At 35.3% G+C, this 22474-nt stretch carries 14 protein-coding genes; 9 read left to right on the forward strand and 5 right to left on the reverse strand.

What is annotated here, in order from left to right; translation table 11 throughout:
- Nucleotide 1: 1 nt before the first annotated feature.
- On the reverse strand, nt 2–706 hold the full coding sequence (locus tag BZG01_RS09240; protein WP_101309548.1) for a uroporphyrinogen-III synthase: 705 nt from the start codon (nt 704–706) through the stop codon (nt 2–4).
- 308 nt (nt 707–1014) lie between these two features.
- Here BZG01_RS09240 and BZG01_RS09245 point away from each other — a divergent pair, with 308 nt between their 5' ends.
- The 7 genes from BZG01_RS09245 (at nt 1015) to lgt (ending at nt 13172) form a co-directional block, all read left to right on the forward strand.
- Nucleotides 1015–3210, forward strand: coding sequence for a RelA/SpoT family protein (locus BZG01_RS09245; RefSeq protein ID WP_101309595.1), 2196 nt, complete (start codon nt 1015–1017; stop codon nt 3208–3210).
- A 225-nt stretch (nt 3211–3435) separates the two neighbouring features.
- A complete protein-coding gene (locus BZG01_RS09250) occupies nt 3436–5211 on the forward strand; it encodes a DNA polymerase III subunit gamma/tau (RefSeq protein ID WP_101309549.1) in 1776 nt (591 codons plus the stop codon).
- A 245-nt stretch (nt 5212–5456) separates the two neighbouring features.
- Nucleotides 5457–7682, forward strand: coding sequence for an NADP-dependent isocitrate dehydrogenase (locus BZG01_RS09255; RefSeq protein WP_101309550.1), 2226 nt, complete (start codon nt 5457–5459; stop codon nt 7680–7682).
- Between the two features lie 189 nt (nt 7683–7871).
- Nucleotides 7872–8384, forward strand: coding sequence for a ferritin (locus BZG01_RS09260; RefSeq protein ID WP_101309551.1), 513 nt, complete (start codon nt 7872–7874; stop codon nt 8382–8384).
- 101 nt (nt 8385–8485) lie between these two features.
- Entirely contained in the window at nt 8486–8869 is a 384-nt protein-coding gene (locus BZG01_RS09265) for a hypothetical protein (protein WP_143470871.1), read from the forward strand.
- A gap of 105 nt (nt 8870–8974) precedes the next feature.
- The gene (gene secA / locus BZG01_RS09270) at nt 8975–12271 is read left to right on the forward strand and encodes a preprotein translocase subunit SecA (protein WP_101309553.1); all 3297 of its coding nucleotides are present in this window, start codon (nt 8975–8977) and stop codon (nt 12269–12271) included.
- A gap of 97 nt (nt 12272–12368) precedes the next feature.
- Nucleotides 12369–13172 carry a prolipoprotein diacylglyceryl transferase gene (gene lgt, locus BZG01_RS09275; protein ID WP_101309554.1) on the forward strand — a complete coding sequence of 268 codons (804 nt, stop codon included), beginning with the start codon at nt 12369–12371 and terminating at the stop codon, nt 13170–13172.
- 132 nt (nt 13173–13304) lie between these two features.
- Here the strand turns inward: lgt and BZG01_RS09280 are convergent, their stop codons facing one another.
- Nucleotides 13305–13583 carry a hypothetical protein gene (locus BZG01_RS09280; RefSeq protein WP_101309555.1) on the reverse strand — a complete coding sequence of 93 codons (279 nt, stop codon included), beginning with the start codon at nt 13581–13583 and terminating at the stop codon, nt 13305–13307.
- A 16-nt stretch (nt 13584–13599) separates the two neighbouring features.
- Nucleotides 13600–15408 carry a MutS-related protein gene (locus BZG01_RS09285; RefSeq protein WP_101309556.1) on the reverse strand — a complete coding sequence of 603 codons (1809 nt, stop codon included), beginning with the start codon at nt 15406–15408 and terminating at the stop codon, nt 13600–13602.
- A 431-nt stretch (nt 15409–15839) separates the two neighbouring features.
- Between BZG01_RS09285 and BZG01_RS09290 the strand changes: the two genes are divergently transcribed.
- Nucleotides 15840–16529, forward strand: coding sequence for a hypothetical protein (locus tag BZG01_RS09290; RefSeq protein ID WP_101309557.1), 690 nt, complete (start codon nt 15840–15842; stop codon nt 16527–16529).
- A 578-nt stretch (nt 16530–17107) separates the two neighbouring features.
- On the opposite strand, the gene BZG01_RS09295 is transcribed toward BZG01_RS09290, so the two are convergent.
- Both BZG01_RS09295 and proB read right to left on the reverse strand, forming a co-directional pair.
- The gene (locus BZG01_RS09295; protein WP_101309596.1) at nt 17108–18355 is read right to left on the reverse strand and encodes a glutamate-5-semialdehyde dehydrogenase; all 1248 of its coding nucleotides are present in this window, start codon (nt 18353–18355) and stop codon (nt 17108–17110) included.
- Nucleotides 18356–18445: 90 nt separating this feature from the next.
- Nucleotides 18446–19516 (reverse strand): glutamate 5-kinase, encoded by a 1071-nt coding sequence (gene proB, locus BZG01_RS09300; protein ID WP_101309558.1) that lies wholly within the window; start codon nt 19514–19516, stop codon nt 18446–18448.
- 666 nt (nt 19517–20182) lie between these two features.
- Here proB and BZG01_RS09305 point away from each other — a divergent pair.
- A complete protein-coding gene (locus BZG01_RS09305; RefSeq protein WP_101309559.1) occupies nt 20183–22219 on the forward strand; it encodes a M3 family metallopeptidase in 2037 nt (678 codons plus the stop codon).
- Nucleotides 22220–22474: the final 255 nt, after the last annotated feature.

The following is a 22474-nucleotide window of genomic DNA, read 5'->3' on the forward strand; positions in this document are numbered from 1 at the left end:
TTTATGAATTTAAGTAATTGTGACAAATTTCGAGTAAGGAATAAACGTTTGTATTTTCAGACATGACAACATGTTCGGAAAAATCCAGCAGTTTTACTGCGGTTGTACTTCCAATAGCAAAACAGGGAATAGTTTCGTTTATTTTGTATTTGCTGAAAAAACTATAAACAGCACTCGGACTGCAAAAACAAATGGCATCAAAATCAGTAATAGTAACGTCCGGTTGATGCAAATTTGTTTGGTAGCACTCTATTTCCTCAAAATTAAATTCTTTTTCAGCCATAAAATCAGAAATGCTGTTTTGCCTTAAATTTCCTGAAAAATGAATGTAAGAGGAGGCGCTTTGTTTTTCAAGCAACTCAAGTAAAGATTGCGAGTTGTGTTGTTCCGGAAGTAAAGCGACTATTCCAATTTTGAACAGTTCTTCTGCTGTTTTTTCTCCAACAGCAAATACTTTTTTTTCTTCCAAAGCAATTAGCGAGCTTAGGTTTTCTGAAATACTCTTAACCGCATTCTGACTTGTGAAAATCCAATTTGATTCCGGTTTTGAATTAATCAGATCTGTCTTTTCTTTCGAAAGAGGCATGAGATCAATTTGAATAAATGGCTTTGCGGTAACTTCCAGACCTAGTTTTTCAGCATACATTATGTGTTCAGAACTTAGAGATCTGGTAAAAAGAATATTTTTTTTATCTGTTAAAGACATAAATAAATTTCAAAATGATTTCTGATCGCAAGCTAACAAATTTAACAAATCAGACCATTTTTTATGCTCTTGAAATGTATTATTTTATCAATTGATTGAAAATTAGATCTTCAGAAGAGTATCTTTGAATTATAAGAATTTGGAATCGTTAAAAAGTATTAACCTGCTTGCCATTCATTAATAGCTTTTATACTTTTAGTGTGCTTAAAAATGGGAGGAAATCATTGTTTCGAATACCGAAAGATCATGAAGAATCAGTTTTAATCAAAATTCAAAACAAAGCAAGACTTAAAATCAGAAAGATATTTATGACTGAATTCAACAGGGAAGAAGAGAGGAGACAGATTTTGTATCGGTACAAGCATTTGCTTGTTACGTGTAAAAATATTGTTACCCGGGCAGATATAAAATTAGTTCGAAAAGCATTTGAATTAAGCTTAAAAGATCATGATGGTGAGAGAAGAAGGAATGGAGAACCAGCCATATATAAAAGCATTTCGATAGCTCAAATTGTTGTTGAGGAACTAGGATTAGGAAGAACTTCAGTAATTTGCTCTTTGCTATATGATATCGTTCAAAAAGACCGGATTTCTTTAGATGAAATTTCAGAATTGTTTGGACCTAAAGTTACTTTAATCATACAAGGCTTGGTTAAGGTAACCAATATCTACAATCAAAATCCAAGTCTTCAATCAGAGAATTTCAGAAAGCTGTTATTAAGCTTTGCCGATGATGTGCGCGTAGTTCTTATCATTATGGCAGACCGATTGTTTAATCTCCGGAATCTGGAGAATAAATCGGTAGAGGAACAACAATCTTTATCCAAAGAAATAGAATTTCTTTACATCCCTTTTGCTCATCGTTTGGGAATGTATAATGTAAAATCTGATATGGAGGATTTGGCATTGCGTTATTTAAATCCTGATGTTTATTTCGAGATTGAAAAGAAATTGAAGGATAGTGAGGAGCAACGACAAAAATATATTAAAGATTTTGTGGATCCAATTAAAGCAGAATTGGATCAATTCGGGATGAAATACAAAGTAAAAGCGCGAACAAAATCCATCGCTTCTATTCTTCACAAAATGCAGAAGAAACAAGTTGAGTTTGAGGAAGTTTACGATATATTTGCCATTAGAATCATACTAAAAGCGACACCGAAAAAAGAGAAATCTGAATGTTGGAAAGTTTATTCTGCTGTCAGTGATTTGTACCGGCCAAATCCAAATCGATTAAGAGACTGGATCACCATTCCAAAATCAAATGGGTATGAATCTCTTCATACTACAGTTATGGGACCTGATAATCGTTGGGTGGAGGTTCAGATTCGCAGCAAGCGGATGAACCGAATTGCCGAGCAGGGTTTTGCTGCTCACTGGAAATATAAAGGTGGAAAAAGTGAAGAAGGAGGATTGGATGCATGGTTGCAGGATATTCGGGAAGTTATTGAAAGTCACGGAAGCGATTCCATCGATTTAATTGATAGTTTTAAAGCTGATTTATATCACAAGGAAATATACGTATTTACGCCTAAAGGTGATTTAAAACAATTGTCAGCAGGAGCAACCTTACTCGATTTTGCGTATTCGATTCACTCCGATGTTGGTGATAAATGCATAGGAGGTACAGTCAATCAGAAGAATGTATCCATTAAGCAGATTCTAAATAATGGAGATCAGGTTTCCGTAACGACTTCTAATTCTCAAAAACCGAAATTAGATTGGTTGAATTTTGTGGTTTCTACAAAAGCGAAAAATAAAATTCGGCAGACGATAAAAGAGGAGATGCTTAAGGAAGCTGACCTTGGAAAAGAGACTCTGAAGCGCAGAATGAAAAATTGGAAAATTGAGTTCTGTGATGAAAATATTAGAAAGTTAATGACTTTCTATAAGTACAAAATAGCGGCCGATTTGTATCAGGGAATAGCCTTGGAACAGCATGAATTATCTGAAATAAAAGATATTCTTACTGATAAAAAGGAAATTGAGAAAATTGTTCCAGAAGAACGTCCTGATTATTCTTCGAAGAAAATCACGAAAGAAGGTGAAGACGTATTAATTGTTGATGAGAACGTTTCAAATGTTGAATATTCATTGGCAAATTGTTGTAATCCAATTTTTGGTGACGAAATTTTCGGATTCATTTCAATCGGTAAAGGCATTCGAATTCACAGATTAGGTTGTCCTAATGCCAGTGAGATGCAAACGCGCTACCCGTACCGGGTAGTAAAAGCAAATTGGACTGATAAAGGCTCTGCTTCTTATCAAGCCGTACTTCACATTACAGGAGACGATGAGCTGGGAATTGTAAGTAATATATCCGATGTTATCTCTAAAGACCTTCGGGTGCAAATGAGATCCATCTCAGTAGATACAAACGCAGGATCCTTTGTAGGTAATGTTACTGTTGTAATTGCAAGTACCGAGCATCTTGATACCTTAATTGTGAAATTAAAACGTGTTAAAGGTGTGCATCGTGTAACAAGATACGATCCTGTAAATTAGCAGTATACAAATAATTATATGAAAGGGATGCCGCTGTAAAGTTGCATCCCTTTTTTTTGTGCAGATAAATATCTTCAATATGATTTCCTGATTAACAGGCTTTTAATAAGAAGCTTAGTCGTTTTTATTGAAAATCCTGCAACTCCTTTGGTGTTTTATTTAGATTGATTCAGTATATTTGAATTTCTAAAAAAATGAAACCAATTTGGTTTTTTGTCAGAGTTTATGGAGAATTATATTGTTTCAGCACGCAAATACCGCCCTTCGATTTTTTCATCGGTTGTAGGTCAGCAGTCAATTACAGTCACCCTTAAAAATGCCATTAAAAACAATCATTTGGCTCATGCCTATTTGTTTTGTGGTCCTCGTGGTGTTGGAAAAACTTCCTGTGCAAGAATATTTGCAAAAACAATTAATTGTTCAAATATAAGTTCCGATTTTGAAGCATGTAATACGTGTGAATCATGTGTTGCTTTTAATGAAAACCGCTCTTACAATATTCACGAATTAGATGCTGCATCGAACAATTCTGTTGAAGATATTCGTTCCTTGATTGACCAGGTTCGAATACCACCACAAATTGGCAATTATAGTATATATATTATTGACGAGGTTCACATGCTTTCGGCTTCGGCATTCAATGCTTTTCTGAAAACTCTGGAAGAACCTCCGGCTCACGCCATTTTTGTGCTGGCTACAACCGAGAAACACAAAATACTTCCTACAATTCTGTCGCGTTGTCAGATTTTTGATTTCAATAGAATTAAAGTTGAAGATTCAGTTAAACATCTTAAAGAAATTGCAGAAAAGGAATCAGTTGTAATCGAAGAGGAAGGTTTAAATGTTATCGCTCAAAAGGCGGATGGAGCTATGCGTGATGCTCTTTCTATTTTCGATCAGATTGTAAGTTTTTCTGGTAAAGAGATCTCTTTCGAAAGTGTTATTCAGAATTTAAATGTTTTGGATTACGACTACTATTTTAAAATGGTAGATGCTTTTCTGGATGGAAAAGTAAGTGATGTGCTTCTCATGCTCAATGAAATTCTTGAGAAAGGATTTGACGGACATCATTTTGTTGCCGGGTTGAGCGCTCACATTCGGGATGTATTGGTAGGAAAAGATCCTGCAACAGTTCAATTGCTTGAGGTTAGCGATTCGGTAAAACAAAAATATGTTGAGCAGTCAAAAAAATGCCCGCTTGATTTTCTATATGAAGCACTCAAAATCTTAAATCAATGCGATATTGGTTTTAAAGCAAGTCAAAATCAAAGACTTCTTATCGAATTAAGCTTAATTCAATTATCACAGATAATTGAATTAAAAAAAAAAGGACTTGAATTAAATCTGAACAAAAAAAAACTTCAGAAAATAATTGTTGATGGAGAGGCCATAGGTACTGTGGTTAAAGCAGTGGTTGCTCATAATTCAAATGTTCAAACAATACAAACAGTAAACGATACCGGTGGTGTTTACAACGGAAATAAGGAAAAGAGCAATGGCGTAGGTGTTGCTTCAAAATCCAACTTTGCAGGTTCGGTCTCTATCAAGCAAGCTTTAAACAGTGGAATTTCGCGTACCAATATTGCAAGCAAACCCAAAGATAAAAAGGCTGTCAGTACTATTGAAGCTATTACCGGTAGTGAACCAATTACACAGGAAAAGCTGGAAGCAAAGCTAAAAGAATATATAATTGTCAAAGGGAAAAGTGATCGTATTCGATTGGCTATTACAGTTAATAAGCCTAAAATAGTTGGGGACGATCGTGTTGTTCTGATGGTTAGTAATCCTTTACAGGAAGATGATGTTGTCTCAGTGAAAAATGAGGTGCGGAACTATTTGAGAAAAGAATTAAACAATTCAGAAATTCAGATTGAGACAGAAATTATTCAAATAAAAACAGCAAAAAGAATGTATACCGATTCGGATCGATTTAATTATTTGTGTGAGAAAAATCCCGCTTTAGGCTTACTTAAACAAAAATTCTCCCTGGATTTTGAATAAAAATTGAAGATATGATATACAGCATATATATAATGATTTAAATTAGGCTTCTGTTTTTGTGCAGAAGCCTAATTTTTAAGTAGTTGTAATTAAAGAAAAAAATCGTTAAAAAATAGATTCTTTTAAATCGGAAACTAAAAAAAATACATATGTTTACTCTGAATTTGAGATATGATTATTTCAAATTTCAATAAGTAAACAGAGACTTTTTATTAATTATTAAATCACTCAAAACAACAACCAAAATGGCACAGAAGTCAAAAATCATTTACACAAAAATTGATGAAGCTCCAGCCTTGGCGACTTATTCGTTATTGCCAATTATCAAAGCCTTTACTAAAACTTCGGGAATTGAGATCGAAACCAAGGATATTTCTCTTACAGGAAGAATTCTTGCCAACTTCCCTGAGAATTTAACTGAAGAGCAAAGAATTCCTGATTATTTGGCTGAATTAGGTGCGCTTTCATTAACCCCGGAAGCAAACATTATTAAACTGCCAAATATTAGTGCTTCAATTCCTCAATTGCAGAGCGCGATTGCTGAGTTGCAGGAAAAAGGATACGATATCCCAACTTATCCGGAAGAAGCTAAAACAGCTGATGATAAAGCACTTCAAGTAAGATTTGCAAAAGTTTTGGGTAGTGCCGTAAATCCGGTTTTACGCGAAGGTAACTCCGACCGTCGGGCAGCAGGTTCTGTTAAGCAATATGCTAAGAATAACCCGCACAGAATGGGTAAGTGGTCTGCAGATTCAAAATCTCACGTTGCTCACATGGCGGAGGGTGATTTTTATGGTTCAGAGAAATCGGTGACCATGCCTAAAGCAACTAACGTGCGCATCGAGTATGTTGACAATGCGGGCAATACAACTGTATTAAAAGAGAAGCAGGAGCTGTTGGCTAATGAAGTTATTGATTCTTCAGTAATGAATGTGAAAGCATTACGTGCTTTCTATGCTAAAGAAATTGCTGCTGCTAAAAAAGAAGGATTACTATGGTCGCTGCACCTTAAGGCAACCATGATGAAGATTTCTGATCCTGTGATGTTTAAGCATGCCGTTGAAGTTTTCTATGAAGAAGCTATCGCCAAGCACGCTGATACAATTAAAGAATTAGGAGTAAACTTCAACAATGGATTAGGTGATCTTTATAATAAAATTCAAAATCTTCCTGTAGCGAAGAGAACTGAAATCGAAGCTGATATTATGGAAGTGTACAAATCACGCCCTGATATTGCGATGGTTGATTCTGACAAAGGAATCACTAACCTGCACGTTCCAAATAACGTAATTATTGATGCTTCGATGCCGGTTGTAGTTCGTGATGGTGGAAAAATGTGGAACTCTGCCGGAGAACTACAGGATACTAAAGCATTGATTCCAGACAGATGTTATGCTACTATTTATCAGGTTTGTTTCGACGATTGCAGAAAAAATGGAGCATACGATGCAGCAACCATGGGATCTGTGTCGAATGTTGGTTTAATGGCGCAAAAAGCCGAAGAGTACGGATCACATGATAAAACTTTCATTGCTCAGGGAGATGGTGTTATTCGCGTTGCAGAATTCGATGGAACCATTGTGATGGAGCAGAAAGTTGAAAAAGGTGATATTTTCAGAATGTGTCAGGTTAAAGATGCTCCTATTCAGGATTGGGTTAAATTAGCTGTGAACAGAGCTAAAGCAACGAATACGCCGGCTATTTTCTGGTTGGATAAAAATCGTGCACATGATGCTCAGTTAATCAAAAAAGTAAACACTTACTTAGCTGATTATGATACTGCTGGTTTGGATATCCGCATTTTGACTCCGGATGATGCAATTGCATTCTCATTGGAAAGAATCCGTAAAGGGGAAGATACAATTTCGGTAACTGGTAACGTATTGCGTGATTATTTAACAGATCTTTTCCCAATCTTGGAATTGGGATCTTCTTCAAAAATGCTATCTATCGTTCCGTTGATGAATGGTGGCGGATTGTTCGAAACAGGTGCCGGAGGATCGGCTCCTAAGCACGTTCAACAATTCTTGACTGAAGGTCACCTGCGTTGGGATTCTCTTGGAGAGTATTTAGCATTAGGTGTTTCTTTAGAGCACTTGGCTAATGTTTTTAATAATGAGAAGGCTGCTTTATTTGCAGAAACTCTTGATTTAGGTGTAAGCAAGTTTTTGGAAGAAAGAAAATCGCCATCACGTAAGGTGAATGAGTTGGATAACCGTGGTTCTAATTTCTATTTGGCAATGTATTGGGCTCAAGCACTTGCAGCACAAGATAAAAATGCTGAATTGAAAACAATTTTTACTAAAGTAGCTCAGGATATGGAAGCTAATGAAGAAAAAATTGTTACTGAATTGAATGATGCTCAGGGTACACCAATGAATATTGGCGGCTATTTTATGCCAAACGAGGAATTGGCAAATAAGGCCATGCGTCCAAGTGCCACTTTAAATGCGATAATCGACGCTATTTAATAAATATTTAGATCCTTAACGGATATAATTTAAGGTCTTCCAATCTGGAAGACCTTTTTTTGTTCAACAAAATGTGGTATTTAGTTTGATTTTAAATTAGGATTAAAGCTACGGTTTGCGATGCTTAGATTACCATATTTCTCTTACATTTGATGTAGAATAAGAACTTACTTAAAATTATTATACGTTATGGCTATTAGTAAAAAAGTAGAAGAAATCTTGAACAAGCAAATCAACGCTGAATTTTGGTCTGCTTATTTTTATTTGTCAATGTCGAACTATTTCAATGCGAATGGAATGCCTGGTTTTGCAAATTGGATGAAAGTACAATTTCAGGAAGAAACTTCACATGCGATGAAAATGATGGATTACGTAAACGAACGCAGCGGAAGAGTTATTTTGGAGCCAATTGCAGAAGTTCCTTCTGATTGGAATGGTGTATTAAATATTTTCGAAGAAACTTTAAAGCACGAAGAGTATGTGACAACCTTAATTAATGGTTGTGTAAATATTGCGATTGAAGAAAAAGATCATGCTTCAGTGAATTTTATGCAGTGGTTTGTTGACGAACAGGTAGAAGAAGAAGCTACTGTTAATGAAATTATTGACCAATTAAGAATGTTTGAAGGAAAAGGTCACGGTTTGTATATGATGGACAAAGAATTTAAAGCCAGAGTTTTTGTTGATTCAACTCAAGTCTAGTTAAAAGCAAAATATATTAAAAAGCCTCACATATGTGAGGCTTTTTTTATAATGTAGAACTGTTAAGTCAATAAAAATATTTACTTTTGGGTTCAATGGATATGAATAGATACCTTATAGTAGTATTTTGTGTGCTCACAGGATGTGCAGCAGCAGTTCCTTTGGCCAATGGCCAGGATTTAACTGTTGATCATCAGCTGTTTGCCAATTGGTATGCCGATCATATCCAGAATATTGATGAATCTTATTCATCAACAATACTTGCACATACAGAGCAGGATCAATTTGCAGGGAAATACATTCCAAACATTGAAAATATTTCATTACTTGAGAATTTGCCTAAATTTCCTGTAGAAAATCAAGTTGTTCCATTGGGAAGTATTCCTATATGGTTTGATTATCACTACTATTTAGTTTTTCGGGATGTCCTTATTGGTACAATCCCAGATGGTGATTTTCATATTCGAGCCCCTGTTTTAGCTTAACTTTCCTTTCCTGTTTTTCAATAGGAAATTTCACTTGTTATATAATAATATTGTTTTCAACCTTTTGGTTGAGAATATTTTACACATCGAAATCAACAAATCAAAATGGGTTTTATAGATAGTACATTGGGTAAACTGTTTGGTAATAAATCAGATAGAGACCTTAAAGAATTGAGTCCTTATTTAGGGAAAATTAAAGCGGAATACGATAGAGTTACTACTTTAAGTAATGATGATCTTCGTGGAGAATCAGGTAAATTAAAGCAACGTATTCAGGATTTTATTCAAGCGGAAAAAGACGAAATACAGAGTCTTAAAGATAAAGTTGATACTGGTGAATTATCAATCAACGAAAGAGAGGAAATCTACGATAGGATTGACGAAATTGAAAAGAAAATTGATGAAAAAATAGAAGAAGTATTAGACGAAATTCTTCCTACTGCTTTTGCGGTTATAAAAGATACTGCCCGAAGATTTACCGAAAATTCGGAACTGGAAGTAACGGCATCTAAATTTGATCGCGATTTAGCTCCCTATTACGATAACATACAAATAGATGGCGAAACTGCCGTATATTTTAATTCATGGACTGCTGGCGGAACTGAAATTACATGGAACATGGTTCATTACGATGTTCAGCTGATTGGAGGTACAGTTCTTCATCAGGGAAAAATTGCTGAGATGGCAACAGGGGAGGGTAAAACTCTTGTGGCCACATTGCCTGTGTTTTTGAATGCCTTAACCGGCAGAGGAGTTCACTTGATTACAGTGAATGACTACCTTGCAAAACGTGACTCAGAATGGATGGGACCAATATACCAATTTCACGGACTATCTGTTGATTGTATCGATAAGCATTCTCCAAATTCAGATGCGCGTAGAAAAGCTTATGCTTCTGATATTACTTTTGGAACCAATAACGAGTTTGGTTTTGATTACCTGCGTGATAATATGGCAACTAATCCTAAGGATTTGGTTCAACGTCGTCACAATTATTCAATTGTCGATGAAGTTGACTCGGTTTTGGTTGATGATGCACGTACTCCATTGATTATTTCCGGTCCGATTCCAAGAGGTGAACATCAACAATTTGATGATCTGAAACCAAAGGTTCAAAAGTTGGTGAAAGCTCAGAATGATTTGGTAATGAAGATTTTTACCGATTCTAAAAAATTATTGAACAGCGAAGATAAAAAAGATCTGGAGGAAGGAGCAAAACTATTGCTTAGAACCTACAAGGGATTGCCAAAGATGAAGCCGCTTATTAAGTTTTTAAGTGAGCAGGGAAATAAAGCCAGTCTTTTAAAAACAGAAAATTTTTACATGCAGGAGAATAACAAAAATATGCACATCATCACCGATGAATTGTATTTTGTTATTGATGAAAAGCACAATTCAATTGAACTTACAGATAAGGGAATTGACTTGATTAGTTCTGATGTTGAAGATTCAGGTTTCTTTGTACTGCCTGATATTGGATCAGAAGTAGCAGTAATTGAAAAATCAGATCTTTCGGATGAAGAAAAAGTAGCCAAAAAAGATGAAATGATTCAGGCATACTCGGTAAGATCAGAAAGAGTTCATACGATCAATCAATTATTAAAAGCATATACTCTTTTCGAAAAAGATGTAGAATATGTAATGATGGATGGTAAGGTGAAGATTGTAGACGAGCAAACCGGTCGTATTATGGAAGGTCGTCGTTATTCAGATGGTTTGCATCAGGCAATTGAAGCCAAAGAAAATGTGAAAGTGGAGGCGGCAACTCAAACATTTGCTACTATTACTCTTCAGAATTATTTTAGAATGTATAATAAGCTTGCCGGTATGACTGGTACTGCTGAAACAGAGGCAGGTGAGCTTTGGGATATTTATAAATTAGAGGTGGTGGTAATTCCAACCAACCGTCCGATTTGTCGCGATGACCGTGAGGATTTGGTTTACAAAACAAAACGTGAAAAATATTCTGCTGTAATTGATGAAATTGTAGATCTGGTAAATGCCGGACGTCCGGTTTTAGTGGGTACAACTTCTGTTGAGATTTCAGAATTACTGGGTCGTATGCTTAAAATAAAAGGGATTAAGCACAATGTACTGAATGCAAAATTACATCAGCGTGAAGCAGATATTGTTGCGGAAGCAGGTCAATCGGGAACTGTAACCATTGCAACAAATATGGCTGGTCGTGGTACGGATATTAAGCTAAGTGATGAAGTAAAAGCTGCTGGTGGTTTAGCAATTATTGGTACAGAGCGTCATGATTCCCGTCGTGTCGATCGTCAGTTACGTGGTCGTGCCGGTCGCCAGGGAGATATTGGATCTTCTCAATTCTTTGTGTCTTTGGAAGATGATTTGATGCGTTTGTTTAGCTCAGATCGTATTGTAAAGTTAATGGATAGAATGGGACTGAAAGAAGGTGAAGTAATTCAGCACAGCATGATTACTAAATCTATAGAACGTGCCCAGAAAAAAGTGGAAGAAAACAACTTCGGTATTCGTAAAAGATTATTGGAGTACGATGATGTAATGAACTCTCAGCGCGAGGTTATTTATAAGCGTCGCCGCCATGCATTGTTTGGTGAGCGTATTCAGGTAGATATTGCCAATATGATGTATGATATATCAGAATTGATTGCAAATGAATATCATGGTGTTGACTTTGAGGAGTTTAAAATGGATTTGCTTCGTACATTTTCAACCGAATCTCCTGTAAGTGAAGAGGAATTTATGAAGGAGAAGCCTGAAGAAATTACTGAGAAAATTTACGCCGTAGTTTTGGATAACTACAAACGAAAAGTGGAAGCCATTAGTAAGCAAGCCTATCCGGTAATTAAAAATGTATACGAATCAAAAGCAGAAATATATGAGAACATTGTTGTTCCGTTTTCTGATGGATCTAAAATGTTTCAGGTAGTAACCAATTTGAAGAAAGCTTACGAAAGTAAGGCTGAAGATTTGGTTCGTTCTTTCGAAAAAGTTTCTATTCTTGCAACCATCGATGATGCCTGGAAAGAGCATTTGCGTGAGATGGATGACTTGAAACAATCAGTTCAGAATGCTTCTTACGAACAAAAAGATCCATTGTTGATCTACAAATTTGAATCGTTCAATTTGTTTAAAACAATGATTGAAACGATAAATAAGAGTGTTGTCAGCAGCTTAATGAAAGGTCATATTCCATTATCGGATCCTGAAGATGTCCGCAAGGCAGAAGAACGTAAAAGAACCGATTTAAGCAATTTGAAAACTACAAAAGAAGAAGTAGGAGGAGGCAGAGAAAGACCGGAACCTAAAAAACCGGAACCTGTTCGTGTTGCTCAAAAAGTAGGACGAAATGAACCTTGTCCTTGTGGTAGTGGTAAAAAATTCAAACAATGTCATGGAAAAGGAGTTCCGGCTTAATTTCCATAATTAAAAAAATCATACTAAATTCACATGGATTGTTTCGCAAGTCGAAACAATCCATTTAGTTTTACTTACCAAACTTAAAAAAACACATATGTTGCTTTCAATTCTTTGGGATATCGATCCGGAAATATTTAAAATCGGCCCTATCGCTGTCCGTTGGTACGGATTATTATTCGCATTAGGATTTTTGTTAGGATATTATCTGGTAGAAAAAATGTTTAAAAAAGATGGTATTAAACTGGAATGGCTTGATAAATTATTCCTGTATACCATGATTGCAACTGTTGTAGGTGCTCGTTTGGGACATGTGTTTTTCTACGGATGGGAATTTTATTCACAACACCCTGCCGAAATAATTAAAATTTGGCGGGGAGGATTGGCATCTCACGGTGCTACAATTGGAATTCTTGTTGCTTTATGGTTTTATTCTAAAAAAGTGAGCAGAAAATCAATGCTTTGGATATTGGATTACGTGGTAATTCCGGTTGCTTTGGCAGGATGTTTTATTCGTTTGGGAAATTTGATGAATTCAGAAATTATTGGAACTCAAACTCATTCTGACTGGGGATTTCAATTCATCAGAGCTTCTATTTATGAGCCAAAAGCACCACGACACCCAGCACAATTATACGAAGCAATTTGTTATTTGATTTCCTTTGGTGTTCTGTCATTTATGTATTGGAAAACCAATGCAAAACAATACAGCGGAAGATTATTCGGAGCTTTTTTTGTAATGATTTTTACAGCTCGTTTCTTTATCGAATTTATTAAGGAAAATCAGGAAGCTTTTGAGCAGGGAATGTTGTTAAATATGGGACAGTTACTAAGCATTCCGTTTGTTTTAATCGGGTTGTTCTTTCTGATTCGATCGTATAGAATTGAACCGATGAAGTAATTAACTATAGTATAACAAGAAGCCGAATCTTTTCCGATTCGGCTTTTTTATTGTTGCATAAATCTCTTTCTAAAATCAAGTTTGTCAATCCATGTCATTCAAAAAAAGCCTTCCTAATGATGGGAAAGCACTTCAAACCTTCCAAAGCCTGTTCCCAAATGTGGGAAAGTACTTAAAATCACCCAAAACCCATTTCCCAATTGCGGGAGAGTAGTTTGGAGCACTCAAAGCATGTTGCCCTATTGTGGGAGAGTAGTTCGAATCATCCAAAGCGTACTCCAAATTGTGGGAAAGTACTTTGAACCAATCCATACCTGATTCCCGATTGCGGGCGTACACTTCGAAACATTCAAGGTAAATTCCCCAATATGGGAACGCTTTTAAAACCATCCAAACAGGATTCCCTGTCATAAAAAAGTATTTAGCTTTATGCTTCCTTCAATATTTCCAAATCAATCCCCATTTTCTTCATTAAAATAGGAGCGTTAAAGGTTTTGCAAAATCCTTTTTGCACTTTGTAGTCAAAATAAAGCTGATCACCATCAATTTTAATATCGAAGAACCGGTTTTCAACCTGCCCGGGTAATTCTTCTTCCAGTATCGATAGTTCCAAATCATGTGTTGCCACCATCGCAACTGCATCGTGTTTCACCAGTTGCTTAATCAATGCTCTCGAACCTGTATGCTTGTCTTTCGAATTGGTTCCTCTCAAAATTTCATCCAATAGTAATAATGTCTTCTCTTTTCGATTTACTTTTTCTATCACCTGCTGAATTCTCTTTAGTTCTGCATAAAAAGAAGATTCATTTTCTTCTATCGAATCTTTAATTCTCATAGAAGTGTTGATTTCCACATTTGAAACCGTCATTTCCTGAGCACAAACCGGAGCTCCTGCCAATGCCATCACAACATTCACTCCAACGGTTCGCAAAAAAGTACTTTTTCCGGCCATATTCGATCCCGTTACAATATGCACCGTTCCAGGGCCATTTAGCTGATAGTCGTTATTTACTCTTGCTTTCTCATCAATCAAGGGATGACCGGCTTCCTTTACATCCAACTCAAAGTGTTTGTCTGAAATTTTAGGAAAAGCCCATTCTTCATGGTTAAAACTTAAATTAGCTAAGCTGGAAATGGCTTCAATCTCACTGATTGCATCAAACCACTTTTCAATTTCAGTACCATAATTTTGTTTCCACTTGTCGATACGAAATAAAATGTGCAATTCATAGAAAAACAGCAGATTAAGCAATATTTGAACCATTACATTTAATCGTTGATCTAATAATTCAATAAGCTTGCTTAGTTGCTGTATTTTTTTTGATGTTAACCGATCATTACTACCCAACTTGCTCTTTAGTTCATTTAATTTTTCAGAATTCCAGTTCTCTTTTTCGAACTGCTCAATAATATAGGAGTAGGTTTTGAGCATTTCCCCTCTTTTTGAAGTTTGTTCATGAGCTCTGCTCACTTTCCTGAAGTTATAGTAGTGAATTCCAATACTAGCCAATATCATTATTGTAATAGGAGCTTGTGAGCCGATAAAAGAATATACCAAGGCTCCCAACGAAAGCAAAGGCATAATTGTAACAGCGATTTGTAATACTTTCTTTCCATGAAAAGGAGAGGGCTTTTTACCCCATTCAATTACAAAACCGGGGTCATCATTTTTTAGATTGTTCGCAAAGCCATATTGAACGATATTTTGTCTCCAATCAATCTTTTTTGCCAATTCTTTAACCGCTTCCTGTCTTTTGCTGATCTCTTGATTAGGTGATGGCTTTTCGAGCCAGCTGGCAAGAGTATTATTACCTGTTTTAGTAACGCTCCGGTTGATTAATTGAAAAAGAGAATGTTGTCCAAATATGTCCAGATCTGATGCATAGGAATGATTCGGTTTCAGATACTCTTCGCCATCATAAAAAAGAGTACTATGGCGTGTTTGCAAGCAATTAATTTCATTCTCGTTAATTTCGATCAAGGCGTGCAGCCTTTTTATATTTTTACTGTTTCGATTGTATTTTCTTACAAAATAGATCAGCGAGAATACTAATGTGATAGCCACAGCATTTGCAATTAATGCAGAATAGGATAGAAAACCATAAAAAAACACGAATGCTCCAATTGCAGAAAAAAGACGCAAAAACGAGAGGTTTCGATTCTGTTTTTGAAGAACACTTGTTTGCTTTTTAAATGCATGTATTCGATCGGTGTAAAAGGATAGTTTTTGATTCATTTTTCGTTTTATTGTAGTTTTATCAGCTAATGTAAGCGAAATTTTAGCTGTTTGATATTTATATGAGTTGTGAATATATTATAAATCTAAGGCAAACTTGTGTTTTATGTCAAAAAAAATCAATATCAGATTTAATCCTCAATTCTTGATCTATATGATCGAAATTTTATATTAAACTCTATATTTTAATCATTTGTCAAAAAATTATTTTTCTTGAATTATGTTTTTTCGCTCATACATTCATGTGGTTCACTCATTTTCTTATCATCCTCACTAATAACTTTTTGATTACAGTTTTTTATGAATTAATTTCATTTGTGTAAAAAATAAGTGCACTATATCTTTTACCAGGCGTTCACCGAAAAGCCTTATTAGAGTAGGTTATGAAGAATTGAGTAAAACGATCTTCATGTAACTAAAAAAATATTGAAATGAAAGCTGATACATTGAATAAAGAAGCTATTGAAATGCGTACAAACATGATTCCTGAAATTAAGACCAGTTACGGGAATTACAGTGAATTGTGGAGAACATCCATTTCAGATATTACAGTTTTAGGAGCTGGAGAGCTAACGTGCAGAATAACCCGCCCAAACAGTGGAAGTGCAAAGGGTGGATATCTTTATATATATAAAGATAAAATAGAGGGGGCTCCTCTTGTTAGACAATATTTTGCCGGTCAGGCGAGTGGTATTGTAACAATTATGAGCAATCAGATTGATTTATTCAATGGTCATTACGTTTTGGCTTATGGACCTCACTTTACAGACCAAGTAAATATTATTGCAGCTACTGTTCAATTGGATAATGGTTATGCATACAATCAGGAATCTTCTGTTTGCACTCCAATTCAAGCTTCGATAAATCAAGTCACTTCTCATTACATCTTCGCAAGTAATTCTTTAGGGTTTAGTCACTACGATTCTACAGTTATTCTTCGGGAAGGAAATGTATTTGGAGAAGGAAATGAAGTTGCAAGAGCGTATATTTCAAAGGAATCCAATAGGATTGGAACCAATGTAATGCATGCAAATTTGAAGCACAAACAAGCTTATAATGTAAGTATTAATATATATTCGTCTGTTCGGCCTGTAGCTGGTTATACTTTTACACTGGAGTAAGATTAATTGTTTAATGGCTTGCAGTAATATCTTAATGATATTAGATTTTATAATATCCGGCAATTAAATTTTGCCGGATATTTTTTATATCAATTTCATTTAAAACACTTTCTCGTTCAAATTTGTGATCAACAGTTAGGCTAAGGATATTTAGGTTTACTTACCCACTTTATCTGATCACTTTTTTTTTGAATATTAAATACTTCTTGATGCCACTTCACTGCGAATGGTTAATACTATGTGTTTGGGAAGGCATTCTTCATTCTATATTCAGAAGGCAATCAGGTAATATAATTGATACTGTCACAATGTTTCATGGCAAGGCCTTACCATAACTTATAAGTTAATCACTCATGAAATTTCAATGTTTATGTACAAAAAATATCCATTTGTCACTTTGATTCTTAATCAATTTAATTTTTAAATGAGAAATAAAGAACAAGCTTTTTCGATTGTATAGTACGAAAAAGTTGATTGTTGCCATTTAAGCATAAATCTCTTTGGAATCGAAAGACAGAATATACAAAATAAACAAAGCTCAATATTTGGTATTTAAAAAGAATCAAAAGTGAAGAGATTTACTCTCTAATATGTCCATCTCCGGTAATTAACCACTTATAGGAGCATAATTCTTCCAAAGCCATAGGTCCACGGGCGTGTAATTTTTGCGTGCTTATCCCAATTTCAGCTCCCAATCCAAATTGTGCCCCGTCTGTAAATGCAGTTGAAGTATTGGAATAGATTGCAGCAGCATCAACTACTGAGTAAAAGTCACTTATAGTTTTTGAGTTCTCGCTTATTATGGCCTCGCTGTGCTTGGAACTGTACTTATAAATGTGATCTGTAGCCTCATGGAAATCATTCACTGTTTTAATCGACATTTTGAGACTTAAGAATTCCGTTCCAAATGATGATTCATCTGCTTTATTAAGCAGATTTTTTGGATAGGCATTTTCAATTGCATGATAAGCTTCTTCGTCAGCAAATATTTCAACATTTTTATCCTGTAGTTTACTTACTAATTCCGAGAGATCGGCAAGACGACTTTTATGAATCAAAAGACAGTCCAATGCATTGCATACGCTTACACGGCGTGTTTTTGCATTAAATACAATCTGCTTTCCTTTTTGTAAATCTCCGTCTTTATCGAAATAGGTGTGTACAATACCAGCACCGGTTTCGATTACCGGAACTTTAGAGTTTTGCCTCACTGTGTTGATGAGATTTTGAGAGCCTCTTGGTATTAAAACATCAACAAAACCTACTGCATTCATTAATTCTGAAGCAGCCTCTCTGGCTGAAGGCAGTAATTGAATGATTTCAGGATCAAGATGATTATCTGCAAGTGTTTTTTTTATTAATGCTACCAAAGCCTTATTTGAATTTTCAGCATCGCTGCCACCTTTTAAAACGCAGGCATTACCCGATTTAAAGCAGAGAGCAAATACATCCAGCGTAACATTCGGACGGGCCTCATAAATTACACCTACAGTTCCCAATGGAACACTAACTTTTTTAATTAATAATCCATTTTCAAGCGTTTTTTCAGAGAACACTTTTCCTAAAGGAGAAGGCAGTTGAATTGTATTTTCTATATCATTTGCTATTCCGTTAATTCTTTCGCAGCTCAATAGCAAACGATCATATTTTGGATCGTATTCAGACATACGTTCCAGATCTTTCTGATTGGCCTCAAGAATTTGTTCTGTGCCTTCTCTAAGAGATTTTGCAAGTTGTTCAAGAAGATTGTTTATTGTTTCAGAGCTAATCAGACACATGGTTCTGGAAGCATCTTTGACTTTATGTAATTGTTCTGTACAGATCATATTTTGTTTTTTTGTTTGAATTTGGGAGTCCATCTAAAAGTTATGCCTTATTTTTTAATTGGTGTAATTATCTGATATCAAAATGCATCATTAATAAAGAAAAAGATAATCGTAATGAACCAGAGGTTTTGTTCCGGTTTTTCCAATATAACTTTCCGCTTTGGTTTTATTATATTGAGTTTTCCCAAGCCCAATTACCTTACCCGATAAACCAACAATTTTAATAATATCTCCTTTTTCAAAATCTCCGCTAATTTTTATAACACCAATTGGCAATAAACTTGTAGCTTTTTTTGAGCACAAAGCTTCTTCAGCACCTTTGTTAATTACTAATTGGGCTTTTTCAAAGCCATCTGATCCTGCCAGCCATTGTTTTACAGTTGAAGCCTTTTTGCTTGCCGTAAAGCTTGTGTGGTTTACTTCGTCAGGCGAATTAACCAGTTCCAGCACAATATCATCAATTCCTCCATTGGCAATATGTACAGGTATGCCGGATTTGGCAACTCTTCCGGCTATACTGCACTTGGTTAACATTCCACCTCTTCCAAAATTGGATTTTTTAGTGGTGATATATTGTTTTAACCTGTTAACGTCACCATTTACAGTTTGTAATAATGTGGAATTATTATCATTTGGATTTCCAGTATAAATTCCATTGATATTACTTAGTAAATAAAGCGCTTCAACATCCATCATCGAGGCGATCAGTCCGGATAGCTCATCGTTATCCGTAAACATCAGAGCAGTAACTGATACGGCATCATTTTCATTAATAATTGGAAGAATTCCATTGTTTAGAAGAGAATTTAAACAGTTCTTCATGTTTAGATAGTGTTCCCGTGTTCTAAAATCTTGTTTTGTAACAAGAACTTGAGCACACTCAATTTCAAATTCTTTAAGAAAGACAGAATAGACATTCAGTAACTCTACCTGACCAACTGAAGACCATATCTGTCTTGCTGAAACAGTATCAATCTTTTCAGGCAGTTTTACCTTACTTCTTCCTGCTGCAACGGCTCCCGAAGAAACAAGAATACACTGTATTCCCATTTTTCTTAGCGAAGAAATTTGATAGACGATGTTTTTAATTCTGGATGTATTTAGTTCTCCATTCTCTTTGGTAAGAACATTAGAGCCGATTTTAATGCAAATTCGTTTCATATGATTATAATTTTAAACTTTTGCCATATGGAACTTACCATGCTGAAATAATCATCCCCCTGTGTGTAGAAAGCTTTATACATGGACGTTTCATACTTTAATATATGGATATGACAATTTGAAGTACGGGAATAGAATTCTGTACCTATAAATTGGAATGAGTTAAAAAATAAGTGCCTGTTCAATGAATAATGAAAGGCAAAAAGAAATGTTTATTTCAGGATGCTGTTTGAGAGATACCCAGAGGGATGAGAGGGAAGAATGTAATAAAAATTCAGACACAGTAATTCAGAAGAAAAGATGGAGCCTTTCGCTTCTGTTTGTAAACTTTTATGGATAAGAAATTTCATACCTTTCATTTTGGTAATGCTTGATAATTACAAATCCCCCTTGTTTTAGTGAATCAAATATAGGAATTTTTTCATGAGATGATTCCATTACATCTTGATATGTTGAGTGTTGAGAATAGCATGGAAAGGTTTGCGTTATAAATTCCATGTGGAATACAAATCGGATCAGTGAGCTTTTGTGTATTGTAAATCAATTGATTGTATTGATTTTGAAATGGCTGGAAATACTATTAAGATATTTTCCAAATAATTATTTTTTTCCAGTTTAATTGCCTTCTCAATTTTATATCTTTGTTACTGATATAAAAAATTAACTATGACTGTACATACAAATCCATTACTAAACGAATTTACAACACCATATGAAGCGGCTCCGTTCGAATCCATTGAATTGAATCATTTTTTGCCTGCTTTTACTGAGAGTATTGAGATTGCGAAAAAGGAAATAGATCAGATTGTTGACAATGCCGAGGAGCCAAATTTTGTGAATACGATTGAGGCTTTGGAGTATTCCGGACATCAATTGGATCGGGCAGCTTCCATTTTTTTCAATTTAAACCATGCCAATACAAATGATGAGATGCAGGCATTGGCAAGAGAAGTTTCGCCCATGCTGACGGAGTTTTCAAATGACATCATCATGAATGAGAAACTATTCGCCCGTGTGAAGGATGTTTATCATCAAAAAAGCGAATTGAAACTTACGGTTGAGCAAGAAAAGTTGCTGACTGACCGATACAAATCATTTGTAAGATCTGGAGCAAATCTGGAAAAAGAAAAAAAGGATCAGATTCGGGAAATATCTAAAGAACTTTCCAAATTGACATTGCAGTTTGGCGAAAATGTTTTAGCTGCTACCAATAATTTTGAGCTTCACATTACTGATAAAAATGAATTATCAGGTCTTCCTGATGGAATTATTGAGGCTGCCGGCATTGTTGCAAAGGAGGAAGATAAAGAAGGATGGATATTTACTCTGCAATTTCCCAGTTACGTTCCTTTTATGCAATATTCAGATATTCGTGAGTTACGCGAGAAAATGTTTAAGGTATATTCTTCACGTTGTTTTAACGATAAATTCGATAACCAAAAAATAGTAAAGCGGATCGTAGAACTGCGATTAAAGAAAGTTCAGCTGTTCGGATACACTTCTTATGCCGATTTTGTTTTAGAAGAGAGAATGGCGAAGCAATCAAGTAAGGTGACAGATTTTCTAACCGAATTATTGGATGCTTCAATGCCTAAGGCCAAAGAGGAATTTAAGGAATTGCAGGCGTATGCAAAAAGTTTAGGTGCTGATTTTAAATTAGAACGGTGGGATTGGGCTTATTACGCTGAAAAACTGAAAACAGAAAAATTTAATGTTAATGATGAAATTACCCGACCATACTTCGAGTTGGAACGAGTTAAAAAAGGCATCTTCTCTTTGGCTGCACGCCTTTACGGGATAAAATTTAATATTAATCCTAAACTTCCGAAATATCATAAGGACGTTGATGTGTATGAGGTGACTGATGATAAAGGAGAGTTTTTATCCTTATTATATACTGATTTTCATCCTCGGAGTTCAAAACAAGGAGGAGCATGGATGACGTCCTTCGTCGATCAATACCGTAAGAAAGGTACGGATCATCGTCCGCATATTTCCATTGTTTGTAACTTCACAAAACCAAGTGAAATAAAACCATCATTACTTACTTTTAATGAGGTAACTACCTTTTTGCATGAGTTTGGTCACGCTTTGCACGGAATGTTGTCAAAATGCACATACAGCAGCCTTTCCGGTACAAATGTGTATCGTGATTTTGTTGAGTTGCCCTCGCAATTCATGGAAAATTTTGCTACACAAAAAGAATGGTTGGATGATGTAGCCGAACACTACCAAACAGGAGAAAAGATTCCTGCTGAGATTGTGCAAAAGATTATCGACAGCGAAAATTTCTTAAGTGGATATTCATTTGTGCGTCAAATTAGCTTTGGACTAAATGATATGGCCTGGCATAGTGTAACTGAGCCCGTGGCCGATGAAGTTTCAGTTTTTGAGGATAAAGCGATGTCTTCAACTGAATTGTTTGATCGGGTAGAAACAAGCTGTATGAGTACAGCATTTTCTCATATTTTCGCCGGAGGTTATGGTGCAGGTTACTACGGATACAAATGGGCCGAGGTTTTAGATGCAGATGCTTTTGACGCTTTTAAAAGTGCTGGGATATTCAATAAAGAAATTGCGAATTCGTTTAAAGAAAATATCCTTGAGAAGGGAGGAAGTGATCATCCTATGAACCTTTACCTGAAATTTAGAGGTAAAGAACCTTCCATTGAACCTCTTCTTAAGAGAAGTGGTCTGAAATAGATTAATCATACAAAAATTGGGAGCTGTTCTTTTTAGAACAGCTTTTTTTTTGATCAAAAATAAAAATGAACATAAGTAGTGAAGTTGATTAAGATAATTATGAGTTTTAGTATCATATTAATCAGACGAAATGAACACACAAATATTTTCATAAGTGAAAAATTGACGTCTTTTTTCTCCAATTTGGATAAATATGTTTTTAAAAATATAGTCTGACAATATTCATCGCTGTTTTACAGGCAGTTGTGGTTTTGT

Source organism: Labilibaculum manganireducens, assembly GCF_002843385.1.
In the GTDB taxonomy this organism is placed as follows: Bacteria; Bacteroidota; Bacteroidia; order Bacteroidales; family Marinifilaceae; genus Labilibaculum; species Labilibaculum manganireducens.